This window comes from Ruminococcus flavefaciens ND2009 (assembly GCF_000621785.1).
GTDB classification, from domain to species: Bacteria; Bacillota; Clostridia; order Oscillospirales; family Ruminococcaceae; genus Ruminococcus; species Ruminococcus flavefaciens_C.
In genome coordinates this window covers 1-16,794 of the sequence record NZ_JHXI01000021.1, presented here as the reverse complement: position 1 = coordinate 16,794, position 16,794 = coordinate 1, and the positions used below count along the sequence as shown (strand labels likewise).

16 protein-coding genes and 1 pseudogene are annotated in these 16,794 nt (G+C 38.6%); 8 read left to right on the top strand and 9 right to left on the bottom strand.

Features of this window, described 5'->3' with window-relative positions:
• Positions 1-49: 49 nt before the first annotated feature.
• Entirely contained in the window at positions 50-232 is a 183-nt protein-coding gene (locus tag T488_RS19835) for a hypothetical protein (RefSeq protein ID WP_028520099.1), read from the bottom strand.
• 230 nt (positions 233-462) lie between these two features.
• Positions 463-993 carry an ATP-binding protein gene (locus T488_RS17195; RefSeq protein WP_207640294.1) on the bottom strand — a complete coding sequence of 177 codons (531 nt, stop codon included), beginning with the start codon at positions 991-993 and terminating at the stop codon, positions 463-465.
• A 200-nt stretch (positions 994-1,193) separates the two neighbouring features.
• Here T488_RS17195 and T488_RS0106555 point away from each other — a divergent pair, with 200 nt between their 5' ends.
• From T488_RS0106555 to T488_RS19575, 3 genes are all read left to right on the top strand, one after another.
• Positions 1,194-2,285 carry a hypothetical protein gene (locus tag T488_RS0106555; protein WP_028520098.1) on the top strand — a complete coding sequence of 364 codons (1,092 nt, stop codon included), beginning with the start codon at positions 1,194-1,196 and terminating at the stop codon, positions 2,283-2,285.
• Positions 2,269-2,517, top strand: a complete 249-nt coding sequence (locus T488_RS0106550; protein ID WP_028520097.1) for a hypothetical protein — start codon at positions 2,269-2,271, stop codon at positions 2,515-2,517. The genes T488_RS0106555 and T488_RS0106550 overlap by 17 nt, the downstream gene beginning before the upstream one ends.
• A 297-nt stretch (positions 2,518-2,814) precedes the next feature.
• Entirely contained in the window at positions 2,815-2,970 is a 156-nt protein-coding gene (locus tag T488_RS19575) for a hypothetical protein (RefSeq protein ID WP_155267177.1), read from the top strand.
• Between the two features lie 109 nt (positions 2,971-3,079).
• Here the strand turns inward: T488_RS19575 and T488_RS0106540 are convergent, their stop codons facing one another.
• From T488_RS0106540 to T488_RS20075, 7 genes and pseudogenes are all read right to left on the bottom strand, one after another.
• Positions 3,080-3,928 (bottom strand): UvrD-helicase domain-containing protein, encoded by an 849-nt coding sequence (locus tag T488_RS0106540; RefSeq protein ID WP_028520096.1) that lies wholly within the window; start codon positions 3,926-3,928, stop codon positions 3,080-3,082.
• A gap of 47 nt (positions 3,929-3,975) precedes the next feature.
• A complete protein-coding gene (locus tag T488_RS20090; RefSeq protein ID WP_242838308.1) occupies positions 3,976-6,261 on the bottom strand; it encodes an AAA family ATPase in 2,286 nt (761 codons plus the stop codon).
• A gap of 23 nt (positions 6,262-6,284) precedes the next feature.
• On the bottom strand, positions 6,285-7,166 hold the full coding sequence (locus T488_RS17185) for a hypothetical protein (RefSeq protein WP_196243281.1): 882 nt from the start codon (positions 7,164-7,166) through the stop codon (positions 6,285-6,287).
• A 31-nt stretch (positions 7,167-7,197) separates the two neighbouring features.
• On the bottom strand, positions 7,198-8,238 hold the full coding sequence (locus T488_RS0106525; RefSeq protein WP_028520095.1) for a helix-turn-helix transcriptional regulator: 1,041 nt from the start codon (positions 8,236-8,238) through the stop codon (positions 7,198-7,200).
• 287 nt (positions 8,239-8,525) lie between these two features.
• A pseudogene (locus T488_RS20290) lies at positions 8,526-8,969 on the bottom strand (SOS response-associated peptidase family protein).
• On the bottom strand, positions 8,938-9,156 hold the full coding sequence (locus T488_RS20080) for a hypothetical protein (protein ID WP_242838307.1): 219 nt from the start codon (positions 9,154-9,156) through the stop codon (positions 8,938-8,940). Before T488_RS20080 ends, T488_RS20290 begins: the two are co-directional and overlap by 32 nt.
• A 14-nt stretch (positions 9,157-9,170) precedes the next feature.
• A complete protein-coding gene (locus T488_RS20075) occupies positions 9,171-9,524 on the bottom strand; it encodes a hypothetical protein (RefSeq protein ID WP_242838306.1) in 354 nt (117 codons plus the stop codon).
• Between T488_RS20075 and T488_RS20340 the strand changes: the two genes are divergently transcribed.
• The 5 genes from T488_RS20340 to T488_RS0106500 all read left to right on the top strand — a co-directional run bounded on the left by T488_RS20340 (position 9,483) and on the right by T488_RS0106500 (position 15,592).
• Positions 9,483-9,707, top strand: a complete 225-nt coding sequence (locus T488_RS20340; protein ID WP_196243280.1) for a recombinase zinc beta ribbon domain-containing protein — start codon at positions 9,483-9,485, stop codon at positions 9,705-9,707. The two genes, T488_RS20075 and T488_RS20340, sit on opposite strands and share 42 nt — an antisense overlap.
• A gap of 149 nt (positions 9,708-9,856) precedes the next feature.
• Positions 9,857-10,984, top strand: a complete 1,128-nt coding sequence (locus T488_RS0106515) for an AAA family ATPase (protein WP_028520093.1) — start codon at positions 9,857-9,859, stop codon at positions 10,982-10,984.
• A complete protein-coding gene (locus T488_RS0106510; protein ID WP_155267175.1) occupies positions 10,974-11,741 on the top strand; it encodes a hypothetical protein in 768 nt (255 codons plus the stop codon). Before T488_RS0106515 ends, T488_RS0106510 begins: the two co-directional genes overlap by 11 nt.
• Before the next feature lie 19 nt (positions 11,742-11,760).
• Positions 11,761-13,683 (top strand): ATP-dependent nuclease, encoded by a 1,923-nt coding sequence (locus T488_RS0106505; protein ID WP_028520091.1) that lies wholly within the window; start codon positions 11,761-11,763, stop codon positions 13,681-13,683.
• Between the two features lie 13 nt (positions 13,684-13,696).
• Positions 13,697-15,592 carry a UvrD-helicase domain-containing protein gene (locus T488_RS0106500; RefSeq protein ID WP_028520090.1) on the top strand — a complete coding sequence of 632 codons (1,896 nt, stop codon included), beginning with the start codon at positions 13,697-13,699 and terminating at the stop codon, positions 15,590-15,592.
• The last annotated feature ends 1,202 nt before the right edge of the window (positions 15,593-16,794 follow it).

Below are 16,794 nucleotides of genomic sequence, written 5' to 3'. Positions count from 1 at the left end.
CATTCCAACCACTTGTTTACCACTTATTTGTACCAAAAGCTGCCAAAAATCACTTGAAGCTGCTAAAAGCGAAATCGTAAAATACCGCGAAATACAGCCATTTTCGCAATTTAGCAAAAACCACTAAAAGTGCTTCTCCTTTTTCAATTCCCCTCGCCTCAAAATCAGGGCTCACAAATGGCTTAAAATAGGCGTTTGTGAGCTCGTTTTTTGACAAAAATCTGTCAACCACTTATTTTTTTATTTAACAATTAAAATTGCTCCGCAGAGTTTGTTTCTCTGCGGAGATTTTTTGCCATTTTAGCTCTGCACTTTCTTCTTTCATCACCTCTTAATCTTGTCAAGGAGCTATATTAATTGCATGACACACATCAGATCAGGCAGGTTGCCTTTGTCAATAAAAAACTGAGCCACAGCGCTAATAAAAAAGTGAGCCAGTTTTGATAAAAAAATAATGAGCCACTAATCATTATTCATGGTCGAGTCGATACGGTAAGACGAGTTACAGTTCATGTTCAGAACGAATGATCTGAAAGTGACTCTGTCTATGAGCGCTGCAAGCATCATTTCATTCTCAAAAAGCTGTGTCCATTCCGAAAATTCGAGATTTGTAGTGATAATAACACTGGCTCTTTCGGAACGCTCGGATATGATCTGAAAGAGCATTTCCGACTGGTATCTGTTGAAAGTCAGGTAACTGAGCTCATCGATTATCAGCAGATCTATTTTGCTGAGGCTCTTCTCAAGCTTTGATAGCCTGTTCATCTGGACGGCTTCCGCAGGTTCGGCTGCGAGGTTGACGGCTGTGTAGAACTTTACACGATATCCCGCTTCACAGGCATTCATGCCCAGAGCAATTGACATATGTGTCTTTCCGCTCCCCGGATTACCTATCATAACGATATTCTGACGCTGCTTTATGGTCGTATTCGACCTTACAATGGCGTATCGTGTGCAGGAAGGACATCTGGTAGGCTTAACTGTAGATATCAATGGCGTTATTGTCAATATAAAGGCTATATTGTTTATGAAAATATTGACACATGAAATTTTGTATGGTATACTAAATTTAATAATTGTATTTAGTATCAATAGCCTTAGAGTTCGTTAAAAATGAAGTAGTTCCAGATTCAAAGGCTTTACTACATTACAACACAATGTTGGTTCTAATAGAGGACAAGGGAGGCAGAAATGTGATAAGATTTGTTCATAAGAAAATATCTTGGCTTATTAGCTTTGTACGTACTTGGCTTAATCGTATACGTTCTAAAAAACCAGATGCATTTGATAAATCTGTTAAAGTGGTAACATTTTTTATTCCATTTTTGTCGTGCTTTGCTCCAGCTCTTGTGACAAATAACTGGTTAAGAGCATGTCTGGAGTTTTTGGTTCTTTCTCTAATATTGGTGTTTCAGTGGTCTGCGTTAACTAATAGAGTGATAGCAAAAAATAATGAGTTGAAGCAAGCTAATTCTAGAATAAAAGAATATGAAGAAAAAATTGCAAACTGTGAAGCAAGAATTAAAAATCTGGAGAGAGATACGGTTGATTACACAGATTGGATTGGCGAAGATGAAAAAAAGTATAAAGCAAGGTTGACAGAAATTAACTGCAGATTTGATGAATTAGCCGGCTTTTCTCATATTGTATCAGATAGAGTTAAAAAAATAACTGCTGAGATTGAAAAACCTGTTGATCCACGTGTTGTAAAAAAAATGACTGATTTTTTACAACAGAGCCTGTCTTCACTTGAGAAACTACTTTCTGAGCATTATGGACATGAGATAAGATCAAGCATAAAAATAATGATCTCCAATGATAAGCTTAAAACATACGCTCGTGGACACAATAATATTATTTCAAGAGGAGGAGAATATCATTGTTCGCAACTGAATGTGCGAGAAATAGAAATAGCTGATAATTATGCTTATACTGCTATAGTTCAACATGAGCAACAGTTTTTTGCAGAGGGAAATCTTATTGAAATGCATAATAAGTTTGATCGAGATGATGTTTTCTTTTGTGAATATGGAGATGAATATACTAATTATTTTTATTCTACAATAGTGATGCCTATAAGGGTGCCCGTGTTTGCATCGGAATATGACGATAATTCAGAACGTACTCAAGAAGTAATGGGAATGTTGTGCGTTGATTGCTTGAAAGAATTGCCAGAGTGGTCTGATAACAACTTACGTAATAAAAGGGCATATCATATTATAGCAGATTATGCAGATAGCCTTGCCATTTTAGTAAAGGAGTTTAAAAATGCAATACAAACTTAATGGGGATATCAAAGATATAAAAACCAGTGTCAAAGGGAAGATTAAAAAACATAAACGTTTTGCCATATCGAAAACAGGTAGGGTAATCTCTTCTCGGCACGGTAAAATTTGTAAAATTGAAAAAAAGAAGCGCGTTGTAGTATCACCTGTATTCAAAACAAAGGAGCAGGAAAAACTGTTTGCTGAATGTGCTGCAAAATCTATGTCTATAGATTCATATTTGAAGTGGTGATATGTTTGCTTTGGGGTTAACATTTTAACACAATAATACAGAATAATGAAGCAGCCCACCTGGTATGTTTCCAAATTACGATACATTACGTAAGACGGAGACATACCTGGTGGGCTGTTTTTCATTTATCCCTCTGATAAGGGGCTATTCTGCCAGAATGAACATTTCAAAAATAGAACTTTATCCCTCGCTCGGAACTATTCCCGAATACCAGATTTTAAGAAAATGGTGTAAAATCGGGATTTTCATTCTCCGCCGATTGCGCAATCCTACTGACAAACTTGGAAGGATGTACCGATGCATGGATACAAAAAAGAAATGAATGCCATGAAACCTAAAGAGTCAAATTATATGATTATCTACTCTTATGATAAAAATATGAACAATTCTGAAGAGGTTGAACAGATAAAAGAATTTGCTGCTGAAACCCCTTCCCTGTCCGACACCCTATAGCAGATAATCATTCGTAAAAAAAAAGCTAATTTTGAAATACAATATTTTGAAGATAATTTCGGCAATTCTGATTCAATTTTTCAGAAAAAAACGCATTCCAACCACTTGTTTACCACTTATTTGTACCAAAAGCTGCCAAAAACCACTTGAAGCTGCTAAAAGCGAAATCGTAAAATACCGCGAAATACAGCCATTTTCGCAATTTAGCAAAAACCACTAAAAGTGCTTCTACTTTTTCATCATCTTGCATCAGTAATTCAAGTTGTTGTTTGATAAATGAATACTGCTGTAGCTCTGTGATTTTTGGCTTGACACCCTCGACTTCTGTAATAATGTTCATTCCTAGTTTATGGAAAGTTGACGCATCTATAGGGCAGCCGGTTTCATTGCTTATTCTTTCTTTCATTTCGGAAGCTGATGCATTTGTAAAGGAGAGAACAAGTATCTCATTTTGCTTATATTTTCCTGTTTTTAAGAGATACTTTATCAAGCCTACAATTGTAGTTGTTTTTCCCGTTCCTGCCCCAGCCAAAACAAGATGTGTGTGGACATCCTTAGATATAGCAACAAGCTGCTGAGTATCGAGTTTTTTCCCTTCGACTTGGCCTATAACCGAATATACTTCGGTAGCTCTACTGTTAGCAGTTTTCTCATTATGAATGTTACGCGTTTGGTCAAGTTCTTTTTCTGCTGATAGCAACAGTTGTATTTTCCTTGTTAGTTCTCGGTATTTCTTTGCCTTCTTAAGTTTGAAAATCTCCGTATCTGCACGTAACTCCGTTATAATTGGACAATGCTTATTCTTCCATATGGTGATATCGTCATCAGTAACAAATCTGTCAGGGCATGAAAATACCTGTTTTAGTTCGTCAAGAGCGGTATCAATTCTGCTTAATAACATAGCGCAGCGCTCTTCTCGAATATGTTTCTTTTCTCTGATTATATCAAATAACCACATCTATTATACCTCTATTGTGATAGCACGAAATATTTCTCTGACCATATCTAAAATTGTCCCTGATTATTTCGACTACAATCCCTACATATGCCCAGATTTACATGTCGATGTCCGCCATATGATGCAAATTCTACATCTTGCTTTATTTTACCACATTTCTCACACATAACCCATCTGGTTTTATAGCGGTCAAGGATGATACGAGTTTGTTGCGTGAACAATTCCTTGACATCTTCATATCCAAGTTCATACTGTTCTTGTTTCGGATCTTTCGCAGGTTTCTCTGGCTCAACTGGTTCAGCCGTGTCTTCGGTAACAAGTTGTATCATTCCGCTTCTCACAACCATCTCAAGGAGCAGCTTACGGGCTCCGCCTTTATCAAATTTAACATCTATGATATGTGAGCCATTTAACGAGTTAATTTGGAGAATTGTGCCATTTCCAAAGCCGTTATGATTTACTTTAGCTCCTACTGTGAATTTGGACAGTTCACCCTTTAATGCCGGAATACCTGCTGGTCTCGGAGAGATGACGGACGGTTCGTAATAAGAAGCGATTGTGTGCTTGCTGATAGTTTTCGCAACAGCATCAAGGAATTTCTTCTTATCGGGCACTCTGATTTCGTAAGAGGTGTTGTCTCGTGTGTTCCACAGAATTCCTTTCTCAAGCTTCAAGGCAACTATGTAACAAGCGCACTGAAGAAAATGCTCATGAGTCAGATTTGAAACGAATTTCAGCTCATATACGATATCATCCTTGACAACATCTGCAAATCCGCCCGCAATAAACAGACGAGGACCGTCTTTTTTGCCTGCAAAAGGAATAAAGCATCCAACCTGTGCTTTTTCATCGTGTTGCAGTCTTGAGAACAGTCTGTCAGCGATCTGATTTTTGGCATCTTCATCAATAAACGGTAGTTCTACCTGTGTACGGTAGCGATCCTGATTAGTTTCAAGAGATACCAAGAATAGTATTTTCTTTTCAAGACTTGCTTGTTGAATTTTCTTATTCCAAAGCACTTTCTTGCTATCGTTGAGTTTGAAATACATCTCAATAGCCTTGTTGATCTCATAGGAATCAAAAAACATCGCTTCCTGATAGATGCCTATACAGGGAGATAGGTCAATCAGCCCATCGTTGCTTTTGACCTCTATGGTACTGCTATCTTCCGGAATGATTTGTTCAATTTGCAGTAACGAATAGCATTCCTCGATGTCTTCACGATACTTAAAATCAAACATAGCTGAAATATCAACATTGGATAGATTTTTGTTTTCATCCACCCTTGTAGAAAGGGTAGCTTCAGTAAGCATAGCTTCTTCGCTCTCTACAAAGATGATTCTTGATTTACCACGGCTTGCAGCAACGCAGAATATGTTACGAAGAATTTCATACGACTGCTGCGATTTGCTGATTCTGGCGTTCCAGTAGCTCTCTGTAAAGTCGAAAATAACACAGATTTTTCTTTCAAGTCCTTTGCTACTGTCAAATGTTGTAAATATTGCAGTATGTTCATTTGGCTCTGTTGCCCGAATCGAATCGTGATCTGATATGCTGGCATATACAGTTTGCTTATTGAAAATTGAAGAGTATCTTGATTCAAGCGTATTCAAAGTCTTAGATAAATCACCGTATCTTGCACCGAGGCAAAGAATATCCTGTGGATTTTGAGTAGACAAAAACTCTGCTATCTGCTTCATATCCATCTTTTCAACAATGCAATTGTCGTTCACACCTACTATCTTTTTATGCCATATTCTTCCAAGCTTTTCTGCTAATCCAGCAGATAATCTAAAGCACAGTGTAAATTCAAGCTGAATATGTTCACCAAGGAAGTGGGCGATAAACTCAGAAACATCCAAGCTCGTTTTATCATATATCTTCTGTTGCATATCACCGACTGCAATGATCTGCATTTCTGGGTTATATGACTTGATATGTTCTAATAATTGCGAATGCCCCTGTTCGATATCCTGGTATTCATCTATGATCAGAATGTCATATCTGTCAATTACAGGCTTCACTTCATTAAAACGAGGAATCTGGTCGCCGTATCCGGTAGAAATCCCCATTCGATACAGATAAGTTGATGCAATCCCGTCATAGTTCTGAACCTTAACATTAGTATTCCTGATTTTAGCTTTGGCATCAAGCTTCAGCAGCTTATTGTATGTAAGGTACAGGATTTTTTTCTTTTTCGGAAGCTGATTGCAAAGCAACTGGATCGCAGTTGTTTTTCCGCTTCCAATGCAGGCGTTTACAAGTATGTTATGTCCTTCAAGCGCCTTGTTTACGAAGTCCTGTTGTTCTTCGGAAAGCTGAATTCCACTCATTTTGTATACAACTCCTTTTGAGGTCAATCGTTAATCAATGTGATATCCTTTTCGTCAGCCGGAAGTAAATGCAAACTTATTCCTATAGCTTCATAGAGCACAGTTAGCAACAGGATTTCTTCATTCATTACTTCGATTTTTCTGACTACGCCGCATCCATACTGAGCGTGTCTTATTTTATCACCGATAGCGAACTTACAATTGGCTATTAATCGCTTTTCTATGATATCTTCGCTTTCTTCTGGAACATGTTTCGTTGGCTTCGGGAGTTTCGGAACTGCTCTCTGTTCCTTTGGTCTTATAGTCCTTGGTTTCTTTTCCAGATTAATTTGGGCATGACCATAGTCTTCTATTGCGTATCCGAGCAGTTCTATTATCCTTAGTTCGTCAACTGCATCACATACTGCATTATGGACTTCGCAATAGCTGCGATTGCCGGACAGAAGCCTTGTAATCGGTTCAACACCAAAATCTCTCTTTAACCTTCCAGTTCCACAGCAGTCAGCGTTTTCAGATATTTTGGGGTTATATTGCTTATATGCAGCTTTTTTTATTATGTCGAACCATTTATAGGATTGCAGTTCGGGCAAATGATTATAGTCAAAAGAAGCGTTATAGGCGAATAGGGAGTCTATTTGATACTTTTTAAGAACTTTAACAAGATGTTCGATAACCTTTGGACGTGAGCTTTTGAGATCCAGTTTAACAGATTTCGTCATTAAGACATAACTATACATTCCGCCGTCCTTATATTCGGGAGAGATAATATAATATTTCTTTTCTACCAGTTTAAATGTGGAGCATTCTGCAATCGCTACACCGATAGACATAACGGCATTGCTCCAAGTGGTTTCTGTATCGATAACAGCGAAATAGCCATTACCTGTTTTTTTCTCGGTGTTCATTTGCAGCCTCCTTTTTAATGATACAGATTACTTATCGATTGTATCTCAGATCTCTCCATTTTTCACATTCATCCGCAAGCCAATCTGGTGAACATATCCGCATCTTATCCGGGAACTGAAAATACCACCCCCAGAAAGTCGGACTTGCCTGAACCTTGACAGTTGCTATACAGGTATTATCATTTTTGCGGACAATAGGCGTTCCTTCACCAAATTTATCGAAGATTACATCAAGGAGCTGATCCTTAAACTCTAATAGAGCTTCTACAGTTTCACCACCATACATCTTAAATGATTGTGAAATGTATTCTTCGATTTCTGCCGGACTTACATCAGCTTTAGCATCCATAGGCAGCACAGTCGTTTTGACATCTGCCATACGATCCACACGATAATTACGTATCTCATCATGGTCAGGAGTATATCCACGAAGATAATAATTATCATTATTGAATATCAGAACTATCGGATCAACCAAGTATTCTTTTTTGTTGTGCCTATAGACTCTCTCAGCATGTTCATCGAGGTCAAAATAGAAAAATGATATTCTGGTTTTATTTAGAATCGCTGCCTCAATAGTTGAAACGACATCATATACATCGGTATTACTATGTTTGTGGCTATTAAAGAAAACCATATTGCTGCTTAGCAATTCTTTTTTTCTTGAACCGCCGAGTGCAACCAGTTTTCTTACTAGCTCCTCAGTTTGTTCCTGTGTTATGAATGAAGCAGCCTTAGCAGCGTCAATAAGGATTTTTAGCTCAGAAAAACTAAGTTCCGTTGCTTTCTTATAGTAATACAGGTTTGCGTTTCTTTCTGTGACAATTTCTATATCATAGCCGCAGTCAATTAATAGTTTGATATCACGATATAGCGTTCTGCGTTCACAATGCATCCCCATTTTCTCTAGTCTCTGACATATTTGAGATGTGCTTAATGGTTTTTGCTGTGTTGATTCACTTTGTAATATTTCAAGCAACCGTAGAAGCTTAAGCTTGGTATTTCCTTTAAAATCCGAGTCTGATTCTACAGTTGCTTTATTGTCGTTCACGGTTAAATTGTACTGTGCCATTTCTTCGCCTTTCTTTGAATATGGTATAAGGTGTGCACAAAATATGACTAATATAATCGAGGAGCACACCGAACGAACTACATGTAGTTTCTTTTCATCATTATAGCACCTGCACTCGCTTTTGTCAATAGCTTGACACAGATATCTGCACTGAATTATATTCAAATCACACGGTAAAAGAATATCTAAAGAATACTTTATTAGTCGTAATTTTGTGACATATATGATTATAAATAAGAAAGGCTCTGTGAGAACGCCTTTGCGTTAATCTCTCAGAGCCTTTTTCATTATACTACTTTCTCAAAACACATCTCCGTCAAAGCTCTCCGGCTAACCTCCTGCGGATTTCCGTCTGGCTTTATCCAGCTTTCAACACCCTCTCGCCACAGTATCAGCGGCATCCTATTATGAATTCCTCTCAGTTCACCAATAGCATCCCGTGTGAGAACCGAGAAAACAGGAACCTGCAGCCCATTACGCTCCTCAAACCGATATAATCCCGCCAGCATAGTCGTATGTCTGTCTTTCGGCTGTATCAGATACTTATCGCCGACCTTAGAACGTTTCCCATCCGGGCTTCTGAAGTGTTCCCACTCAAAATATCAGCTACAGGGAATCACGCGCCGCCGCTGGAACCATGAGTCCTTCCACATTTCCTTCTGACTTGCTGTTTCAAGGCGGCAGTTGACTATCGGTGCATCAGTTGCTTCGTGGCTGAAGCCCCATATCATTGGGAAAACTGCAACCCTGCCTTCTTTTCGGTGCAAGAACGGCGGTGACATCGTTCGGTCGCATCTCACCGGACATGGTCAGCGGCTTGCCGAGATGCCTCATCATATCATCTGCTAACTTCAGTTTCTGTGCTCTGGTGATAATTGGAGCGTAATATGCAGGCTCCACATAAAAGCGAGTACACATATAATCACGACCTTTCAGCCCTCGATCTTTCTCTGCTTATAATGTCTCCTGCAAAGCGAGATATAGCTCTCGTTGCCGCCGAGCTGTACTTGTTCTCCCTCTGTGACCATCTCACCGTTCAGCAGCCTTGCATTGAAATGCGCCCGCTTGCCGCACCAGCAGATCGTTCGTATCTGCTCAATATCGTCTGCAAGCTCCATAAGCCGCTGTACGCCGGGGAACAGATCATACGTCAAAAGAAAGCGGTAAAGGCAGCGGTCGGAAGAATCGGCGGCAGACCACACTTCCTGTACGGAAAGCTGTTCTGCGGCGAGTGCGGTGAACCGATGACAAGACGAACGCTGAACGGACCGAAAGGTATCAAGCATAAGGTATGGACCTGCAGAGGACGCCACGAGGGACGGAAAGGAAACGGCTGTAAATGCAGGAATATTAAGGAAAACGAGTTGATTGCTGCCATTTCAAAAAAAATGTGCAAAGAACTGACAGAAGAAAATGCTGTTCTGTTATGCTCAAAAAAGTGCTTATTGAATTGGATGATATATCGATAGAATATGCCGATAATGCAGTATAAAGCCGGGAACAAAAGGTGTGTGATGTAATTTTTTTACGCTTCTATATATTTCCACCGTAAAATAGTTGCAATTTCCGAGAAAGTGTGGTATAATACGAATATACGATAGCGATAGGAGGGCTAGCTATGTTGAAATATTATGAAGTGGAGAATTTCCGTTCTTTTAAGAATAAGACCACCTTTTCTCTGGAGAAAACGAATTATAAGGTGTTGGAGGAAACCAATACCGCGCGAGGTCTATTGAAAGGCGTTCTGTTTGTCGGAGCAAATGCATCAGGAAAATCCGGTGCGCTTCTGCCGGTAAAGCTTCTACTGGATATGCTTTTTGGAAAAGCGGAGATTCCATTTGAGATGTATCACTGCCTCTTCAGTATGAATCCGGCTGTTTCCATGCGTTTTGTGTTTGATATCAAAGGCTCTGAAATAGACTATTCTATCAAGTATCATAATGACGGCTCAGCGATTCATGAGCTTCTTAAAGTTGATGGAGAAACAGTTCTTGAAAGAGAAAACAGCTATGCCAAGGTGTCACTGACCGATCAAAAAGAGTATACGGACATTCAGCTTAATACCCTGTTCCTGCGTGAGATATACTTTAATACACGCTTCAGAGGGCATCAGGTGTTGCAGGAGTGGTTTTCTTTCCTGTCAGCCTCTATCTATCTGGACCTTTATACAAGGAGAGCAAGTGTATACCAGGCATCCGGAATTGAACTGAGGAAATATCTGGAAGAAAAAGGCACAGATGAGATCAATCAATTCTTTGAGGAATACAACTTCGGTCAGCGTGTTGAATATGGGATGACTTCAACAGGTAAAGTAGCTGCCTTCTTCGGAGAAGATAAGCACATCTTTATGAAGCGTAACGGAATCAATGAACCAATTCTCTTGGAAATGGAATCGACGGGAACACAGAACCTGCTTAACCTTTTGCCTGCGTTCTTTCATTGTACACACAAGGGGGGGCTGCTGATTCTTGACGAGTTTTCCAGTGGTTTCCATAACGACCTTGAAAAACTCCTGATTCGCTATTTCATGAAGTATTCAACGAATGCTCAGATGCTGTTTGTAACGCATTCCACAAATCTGTTGTCAAGCAGCATTCTTCGTCCTGATCAGTTATATACAGTTGAATTCGGTGAAGAAGGAAGCCGAATCAAACGTTTTTCTGATGAAAAACCCAGAGAAGCGCAGAATATGGAAAAGATGTATTTAGGTGGTGTGTTCGGTGGACTTCCAAGATATGAGAATTGAGCTTCACAAAGACAAGAATATCGGTAAAGTTCTTTTTATCGTTGAAGGATCACGAACTGAGCCGTATATTATAACCAAGCTGTTCACGAGCATACTGGATTATCAGCTTGAAACTAAACTGCGTGAAAAAGGTTATAAACAGTACAATTCAAAAGTCAATCCGGATTCTAAGATATTTGTTATCAATGCTCAGCAGAGCAATATTCGATTCATCGAGAAGGATGATGGATACCTGAATAACCTATTCAAGGAATTGATCGAAGAGTATGATTTCGATATTGACAATGCTGCTATTTTCTATATCTATGATCGTGATGATCGTTCCAATACAGATAATGCTTTTTTGGAGAATCTTTTATCAAAGCTTGGAAATTCAAGAGATAATCCAGATTATGGAAGACAGGGACTGCTGTTATTAAGTTATCCTTCCATAGAGAGTTTCACCTTATCCTGCTATCATGATAATGTGATTGGCATGGAATTCGATACCGGCCAAAGACTGAAAACGTTTCTTGGAGAACATAATATCAATAATCAGAGATTAGACGAAAATGCCTTGAAACATGCTACAGTTGAAATGCTGACCGCTCTGGGGCTAATAAATGACTGCACTTACGACCTTGATGATTTCTCTGAATGTAATCTGGATGTATATCATTACGAGGAAAGTCATAGAGAAAAAAGCGGTCTTTATCAGTGCATGAGCCTATTGATCGTTGCATTAATGGATCTCGGATTGATAGAATTAATCCCTTAATAGACAAGGAGGAGAATATATGATAGTATCAGAACTGGATTTGTATAATTTTCGTAGGTTTAAATCAGAAAATGGTAAGCCAGGACTCCATGTTACATTTCACAAAGGGCTTAACGCCTTAATTGGTGAGAATGATTCCGGAAAAACTGCGGTCATTGACGCTTTAAAGCTTGTGCTACTGACTCAGAGTAATGAGTATATTAGGCCTGTTGAAGAGGATTTTTATAAATTCACTGATGGAAATTATACAGATGAGTTTAAGATTGACTGTATTATAACTGAGTTTAGTCAGAATGAAGCAAAGAACTTTATTGAGTATTTGACATTCACTAATAATGCTGGCAAAGTTGAATATTCGTTAAAACTTCACTATCGTGCAAAGAAAGAGGGACATAGGATTTTTCAAGAACTTCGTGCGGGTGATGCAGATGATGGAATAGTGATTGAGGGGAAGGCAAGAGAACTTCTGAAAGCTGTCTATCTAAAGCCGCTACGTGATGCCGAACGAGAGATGAGTTCTGGACGTAATTCAAGAATATCACAGATACTCTTGAATCACCCTGTGTTCTTTAGAAAAGAAGATCATCAGTTGCTTCAGATATTTCGTGATGCAAATGATGACATTGAAAAGTATTTTTTAGAAGACGATACAGGAAAACAGGTTCTTCAGACTATCCGCTCCAATTTAACTTCTTTTCATGACAAAGGGCAGCCAAGTGATGCTGATTTAAAAACTTCTGATATTCAGCTTAAGGCTATTCTAGAATCACTCTCATTGAATGCTCCTGAGGTCAATCCCGGACTTGGTGAACTAAATCTTCTTTTTATTGCCGCAGAACTGCTTCTTCTCAAGGATGATACTGATTATTGTATGAAACTTGCTTTGATCGAGGAACTGGAAGCACATCTTCATCCACAGGCACAGCTTCGCTTAATCAGTTATCTTCAGAATGAGTACAACGAGAAAAATGCACAGATTATTGTATCAACGCACAGTCCGATACTCGCATCAAAAATCAATTTAAAGAACCTTATTCTAATGAAGAGTGGAGTTGGCTATGACCTTGCTGAAGGAAAGACTGGATTGCAGAAAGGTGATTATCTATTTCTTCAGAGATTTCTTGATGCGACTAAAGCGAATCTTTTCTTTGCAAAGGGTATAATCATGGTTGAAGGCGATGCAGAGAATATTCTTGTTCCAGTAATTGCTGACATTCTTGGATTCCCATTGGAGAAATATGGTATATCAATTGTTAATGTTGGAAGTACTGCTTTTCTTCGATATAGTCAAATTATGGTAAGAGCTGATGGGAGTACGATAGGGATTCCGGTATCTGTCGTCACTGATTGTGATGTGCGACCTTATGATGAAGATAAAGATACCAAAAATAAGACATTAAACGAAAAAAGTGATGAATCAAAGGCGGCAGAATGTGAAAAAAACAAGAAATATTCAATAGGTTCTGTTCGGGGATTTACTTCGCCACGCTGGACGTTAGAATACTGTATAGCAATGAGTTGCCTTTCTGAAGACTTCCATAAAGCAGTTCATTATGGAAAAAAGATTCTTAACGCCAAAGAATCGATTCCCCTTACAGAACAGAAGATTGTTGATGCCGATAAAGATGTATCTTCAGAATTAGAACAATGGAAGGATCTGCCGCTTTGGAACAAAGCATATAACATATATGATTTGATGCTAAATAGAGACGGTAAGAGTGGACTTAAGGCTATTGTGGCTCAGTGCCTTGCTTCTATTCTTCGATGGAAGATATCAAAAGTACCAGACGGAATTAAGCAAGATAAAATGTTTGATCTTGATCTGTATGGCTATAAACTAGATGAAGAGAAAAAGGCAAAGCTAAAGGCAAAAATCGAAAAAGATCCATATATAGGGTATATTGCAAATGCCATTAAGTATGCTGCAGGTGAGACTGTATAGAAAGGAGGTACTTATGGCAGAGTGGGAAATAACTGATGAGGAAATAGAAACGATAGAGAAACTTCTTCTTCAGCCTGGTAAGCATTTTGCTGATGACGCAAAAGAGGTTATTCGCTTTTGGGGCTCTACAGATGTAGCTGCTTGTCCGGGAAGTGGAAAAACTACAGTACTATTAGCAAAACTGAAATTGATTGCAGATAGAATGCCGCTAGAGAACGGTTCTGGAATATGTGTCCTTTCTCATACCAATGTTGCTGTTGATGAAATTAAAGCCAAATTATCGAGTGTTGCAGATAAGCTTCTTTCTTATCCCAATTTCATAGGAACGATCCAGTCTTTTGTGGATAAATACGTGACGATGCAGTACATAAGAGGACGATGTAAAACGAGCTTGCAATTCGTAAGTGACAAAGAGTACGCTCATTACCTTTATAAATTGATTTGGCGGGATAAATCAAGGAACTCTCCATATTATTCTTTACGCTATTATATAAGAAAAAGAATTCAGGCCGGAAATTCTCAATATACAAATGAAGAAAAGTATTATCAGAATATAGTTTTTAAACAAGACGGAATATATCATCAAGGCATCAAACTTGCTGGGCCTTTAAGCGATTCTTATAAACAATATAAGAAAGCCAAGCAGAATTTGCTTATTAATGAAGGAATGCTGCTTTATAGTGATACATACGTCTATGCTAATGAAGCTATAGATGCTTTATCAAAAGATTATACTGACCTTTTCAGCAAAAGGTTTAAATACATATTTATTGATGAATATCAGGATTGTGACGCAAATCAAAGGTTGGCTCTGGAGAAAATATTCGACGCTTCACAGTGTTGTGTAATTCGAATAGGTGATTCTGATCAGGCGATATATAATGGTTTGAATGGTTCTTCTGATTGGATACCGCAATCTAATTGTATGTCCATAGCTTCTTCGTGCCGATATTCACAAGAAATCGCCAATATTCTCTCTCCTCTAAGGAAAAATGGCAAAAGAATAGATACTTCTTCAGGTCCATGTGGTTATAAGCCTGTGATAATTGTATTCGACGATGATAATCCAACTTGCGTAATACAGGAATATGCCAATCAAGTAATCAGAAGAGGCTTGAATGAAGCAAATGAAACGCATTATGCAGTGGGATTTAGAAGGGAATCTTCGTCGGGCCTGACCGTTGGTAGCTATTGGAACGGATTTGACAGTACCAAACAAGCTAAAGATGATTTGAGTTATTGGTTATTGATCGATGATATTTGCAAAGAGCTAAAAAAAGGAAAACTCTATCGCGCCGAGCAGCTTATAAGGCGAATTATATGTAAGATATTACGCAATCTGGGTATAAAGAATGAAAATACAGATAAAAGCTATTCACCCGCTGCTGTACATAAAAAACTGAGAGATGAATATTTTGAAACATATTCTGAATGCATAATAAATTTGAGTAGACTCGATTGTATCAATAGAGAAAAAGTTGATGAAACTATACGAGCGTTAGTCACTACTTTGCTACATGATGATAAGCTATTCGAAAAATTACCTGAATCTTTTATGGAAAAAACTGTTTCACAAGATACAGAGGCTGAACATAATCTATGTTCAAGTTATGGTGTGGACATAAGATTTGATACAGTCCACTCCGTTAAAGGACAGACCCATACCACTACCCTTTATCTTGAAACGGAATATCAGAAGGGTTCTGATTTAGCAAGAATACTCCATTTGTACGGAGCTGGTAATGGTGGATCGTCACCAGTGTATGATTATAGTCGAAAGCTTGCATATGTTGGAATGAGCAGACCCAGAGAATTATTATGTGTAGCAATGCAGTCAAAAACATATAATAAGAGTAAAGGTGTGTTTAATAGTGATTTGTGGGAAGTAATAGACTTAAGAACAAGTTAGCGGTTTATTAGCTATTAAGAATTGAAATTGTAAGAATAGCCTCTGCCCATTGAGCAACTGCCGAAAAGATACCATATACGGGGAATAGCTATACCCGAGCGAAGTGTGGTCGTATTTGACCTTACAACGGCGTATCGTGTGCAGGAAGGACATCTGGTAGGCTGAACTGTAGATATCAGCTGTATTATACCATATATTGAGGCTTATTGCAATAAGCGCCGAATGATATTTTCATCGCGTCCGGATGCGGAAGATCCGTGAGGCCGATACATAAAAGTAAATTATGAAGCAGGCCACTGAGTATGTTTCCAAATTACGATATAATTCGTAAGACGGAGACATACCTGGTGGGCTGTTTTTTATTTATCCCTCTGATAAGGGGATATTCTGCCAGAATGAACATTTCAAAAATAGAACTTTATCCCTCGCTCGGAACTATCCAAAAATACCGGATTTTAAGAAAATGGCATAAAATCGGGATTTCCATTCTCCGCCGATTGCGCAATCCCTACTGACAAACTTGGAAGAATGTACCGACGCATGCTGACAGCAAAGCTCTAGAAGCCGACTACGGCTTCCGTCCCACTATCGATATCCGTGAAGGTCTGAGAAAGTTCGCTCAGTGGTACGCTGAATATTATAAATAATCGTAATGTTAGCAGATAGATTTCGTGACAAAAAGTCGGTTTTGACATACAGTTTTTTGAAAAAAATTGTGGCAACTCGGAATCATTTTTTCAGGAAAAAACGCATTCCAACCACTTGTTTACCACTTATTTGTACCAAAAACTGCCAAAAATCACTTGAAGCTGCTAAAAGCGAAATCGTAAAATACCGCGAAATACAGCCATTTTCGCAATTTAACAAAAATCACTAAAAGTGCTTCTACTTTTTCAATTCCCCTCGTCTCAAAATCAGGGCTCACAAATGGCTTAAAATAGGCGTTTGTGGGCTCACTTTTTTGACAAAAAACTGTCAACCACTTATTTTTTTATTTAACAATTAAATTGCTCCGCAGAGTTTGTTTCTCTGCGGTGAATTTTTTGCCATTTTTAGCTCTGCACTTTCTTCTTTCGTCACCTCTTTATCGTGTCCAGGAGCTATATTTATTGCATGCCCCACACCAGACCAGTGCGCTCTCCCCCGCCGCAGAATTACATTTCACGCAAAAAATGTCATTTCACGCAGATACGTTGATTTCA

Coding starts and splice junctions, on each gene's coding strand:
- T488_RS19575 (WP_155267177.1), top strand. CDS start 2,815: ATGCATGGATACAAAAAAGAAATGAATGCCATGAAACCTAAAGAGTCA.
- T488_RS20075 (WP_242838306.1), bottom strand. CDS start 9,524: ATGCTTGATACCTTTCGGTCCGTTCAGCGTTCGTCTTGTCATCGGTTC.
- T488_RS17185 (WP_196243281.1), bottom strand. CDS start 7,166: ATGAACACCGAGAAAAAAACAGGTAATGGCTATTTCGCTGTTATCGAT.
- T488_RS20090 (WP_242838308.1), bottom strand. CDS start 6,261: ATGAGTGGAATTCAGCTTTCCGAAGAACAACAGGACTTCGTAAACAAG.
- T488_RS0106540 (WP_028520096.1), bottom strand. CDS start 3,928: ATGTGGTTATTTGATATAATCAGAGAAAAGAAACATATTCGAGAAGAG.
- T488_RS20080 (WP_242838307.1), bottom strand. CDS start 9,156: ATGTGTACTCGCTTTTATGTGGAGCCTGCATATTACGCTCCAATTATC.
- T488_RS0106500 (WP_028520090.1), top strand. CDS start 13,697: ATGGCAGAGTGGGAAATAACTGATGAGGAAATAGAAACGATAGAGAAA.
- T488_RS0106510 (WP_155267175.1), top strand. CDS start 10,974: ATGAGAATTGAGCTTCACAAAGACAAGAATATCGGTAAAGTTCTTTTT.
- T488_RS20340 (WP_196243280.1), top strand. CDS start 9,483: ATGACAAGACGAACGCTGAACGGACCGAAAGGTATCAAGCATAAGGTA.
- T488_RS0106515 (WP_028520093.1), top strand. CDS start 9,857: ATGTTGAAATATTATGAAGTGGAGAATTTCCGTTCTTTTAAGAATAAG.
- T488_RS0106505 (WP_028520091.1), top strand. CDS start 11,761: ATGATAGTATCAGAACTGGATTTGTATAATTTTCGTAGGTTTAAATCA.
- T488_RS0106525 (WP_028520095.1), bottom strand. CDS start 8,238: ATGGCACAGTACAATTTAACCGTGAACGACAATAAAGCAACTGTAGAA.
- T488_RS0106550 (WP_028520097.1), top strand. CDS start 2,269: ATGCAATACAAACTTAATGGGGATATCAAAGATATAAAAACCAGTGTC.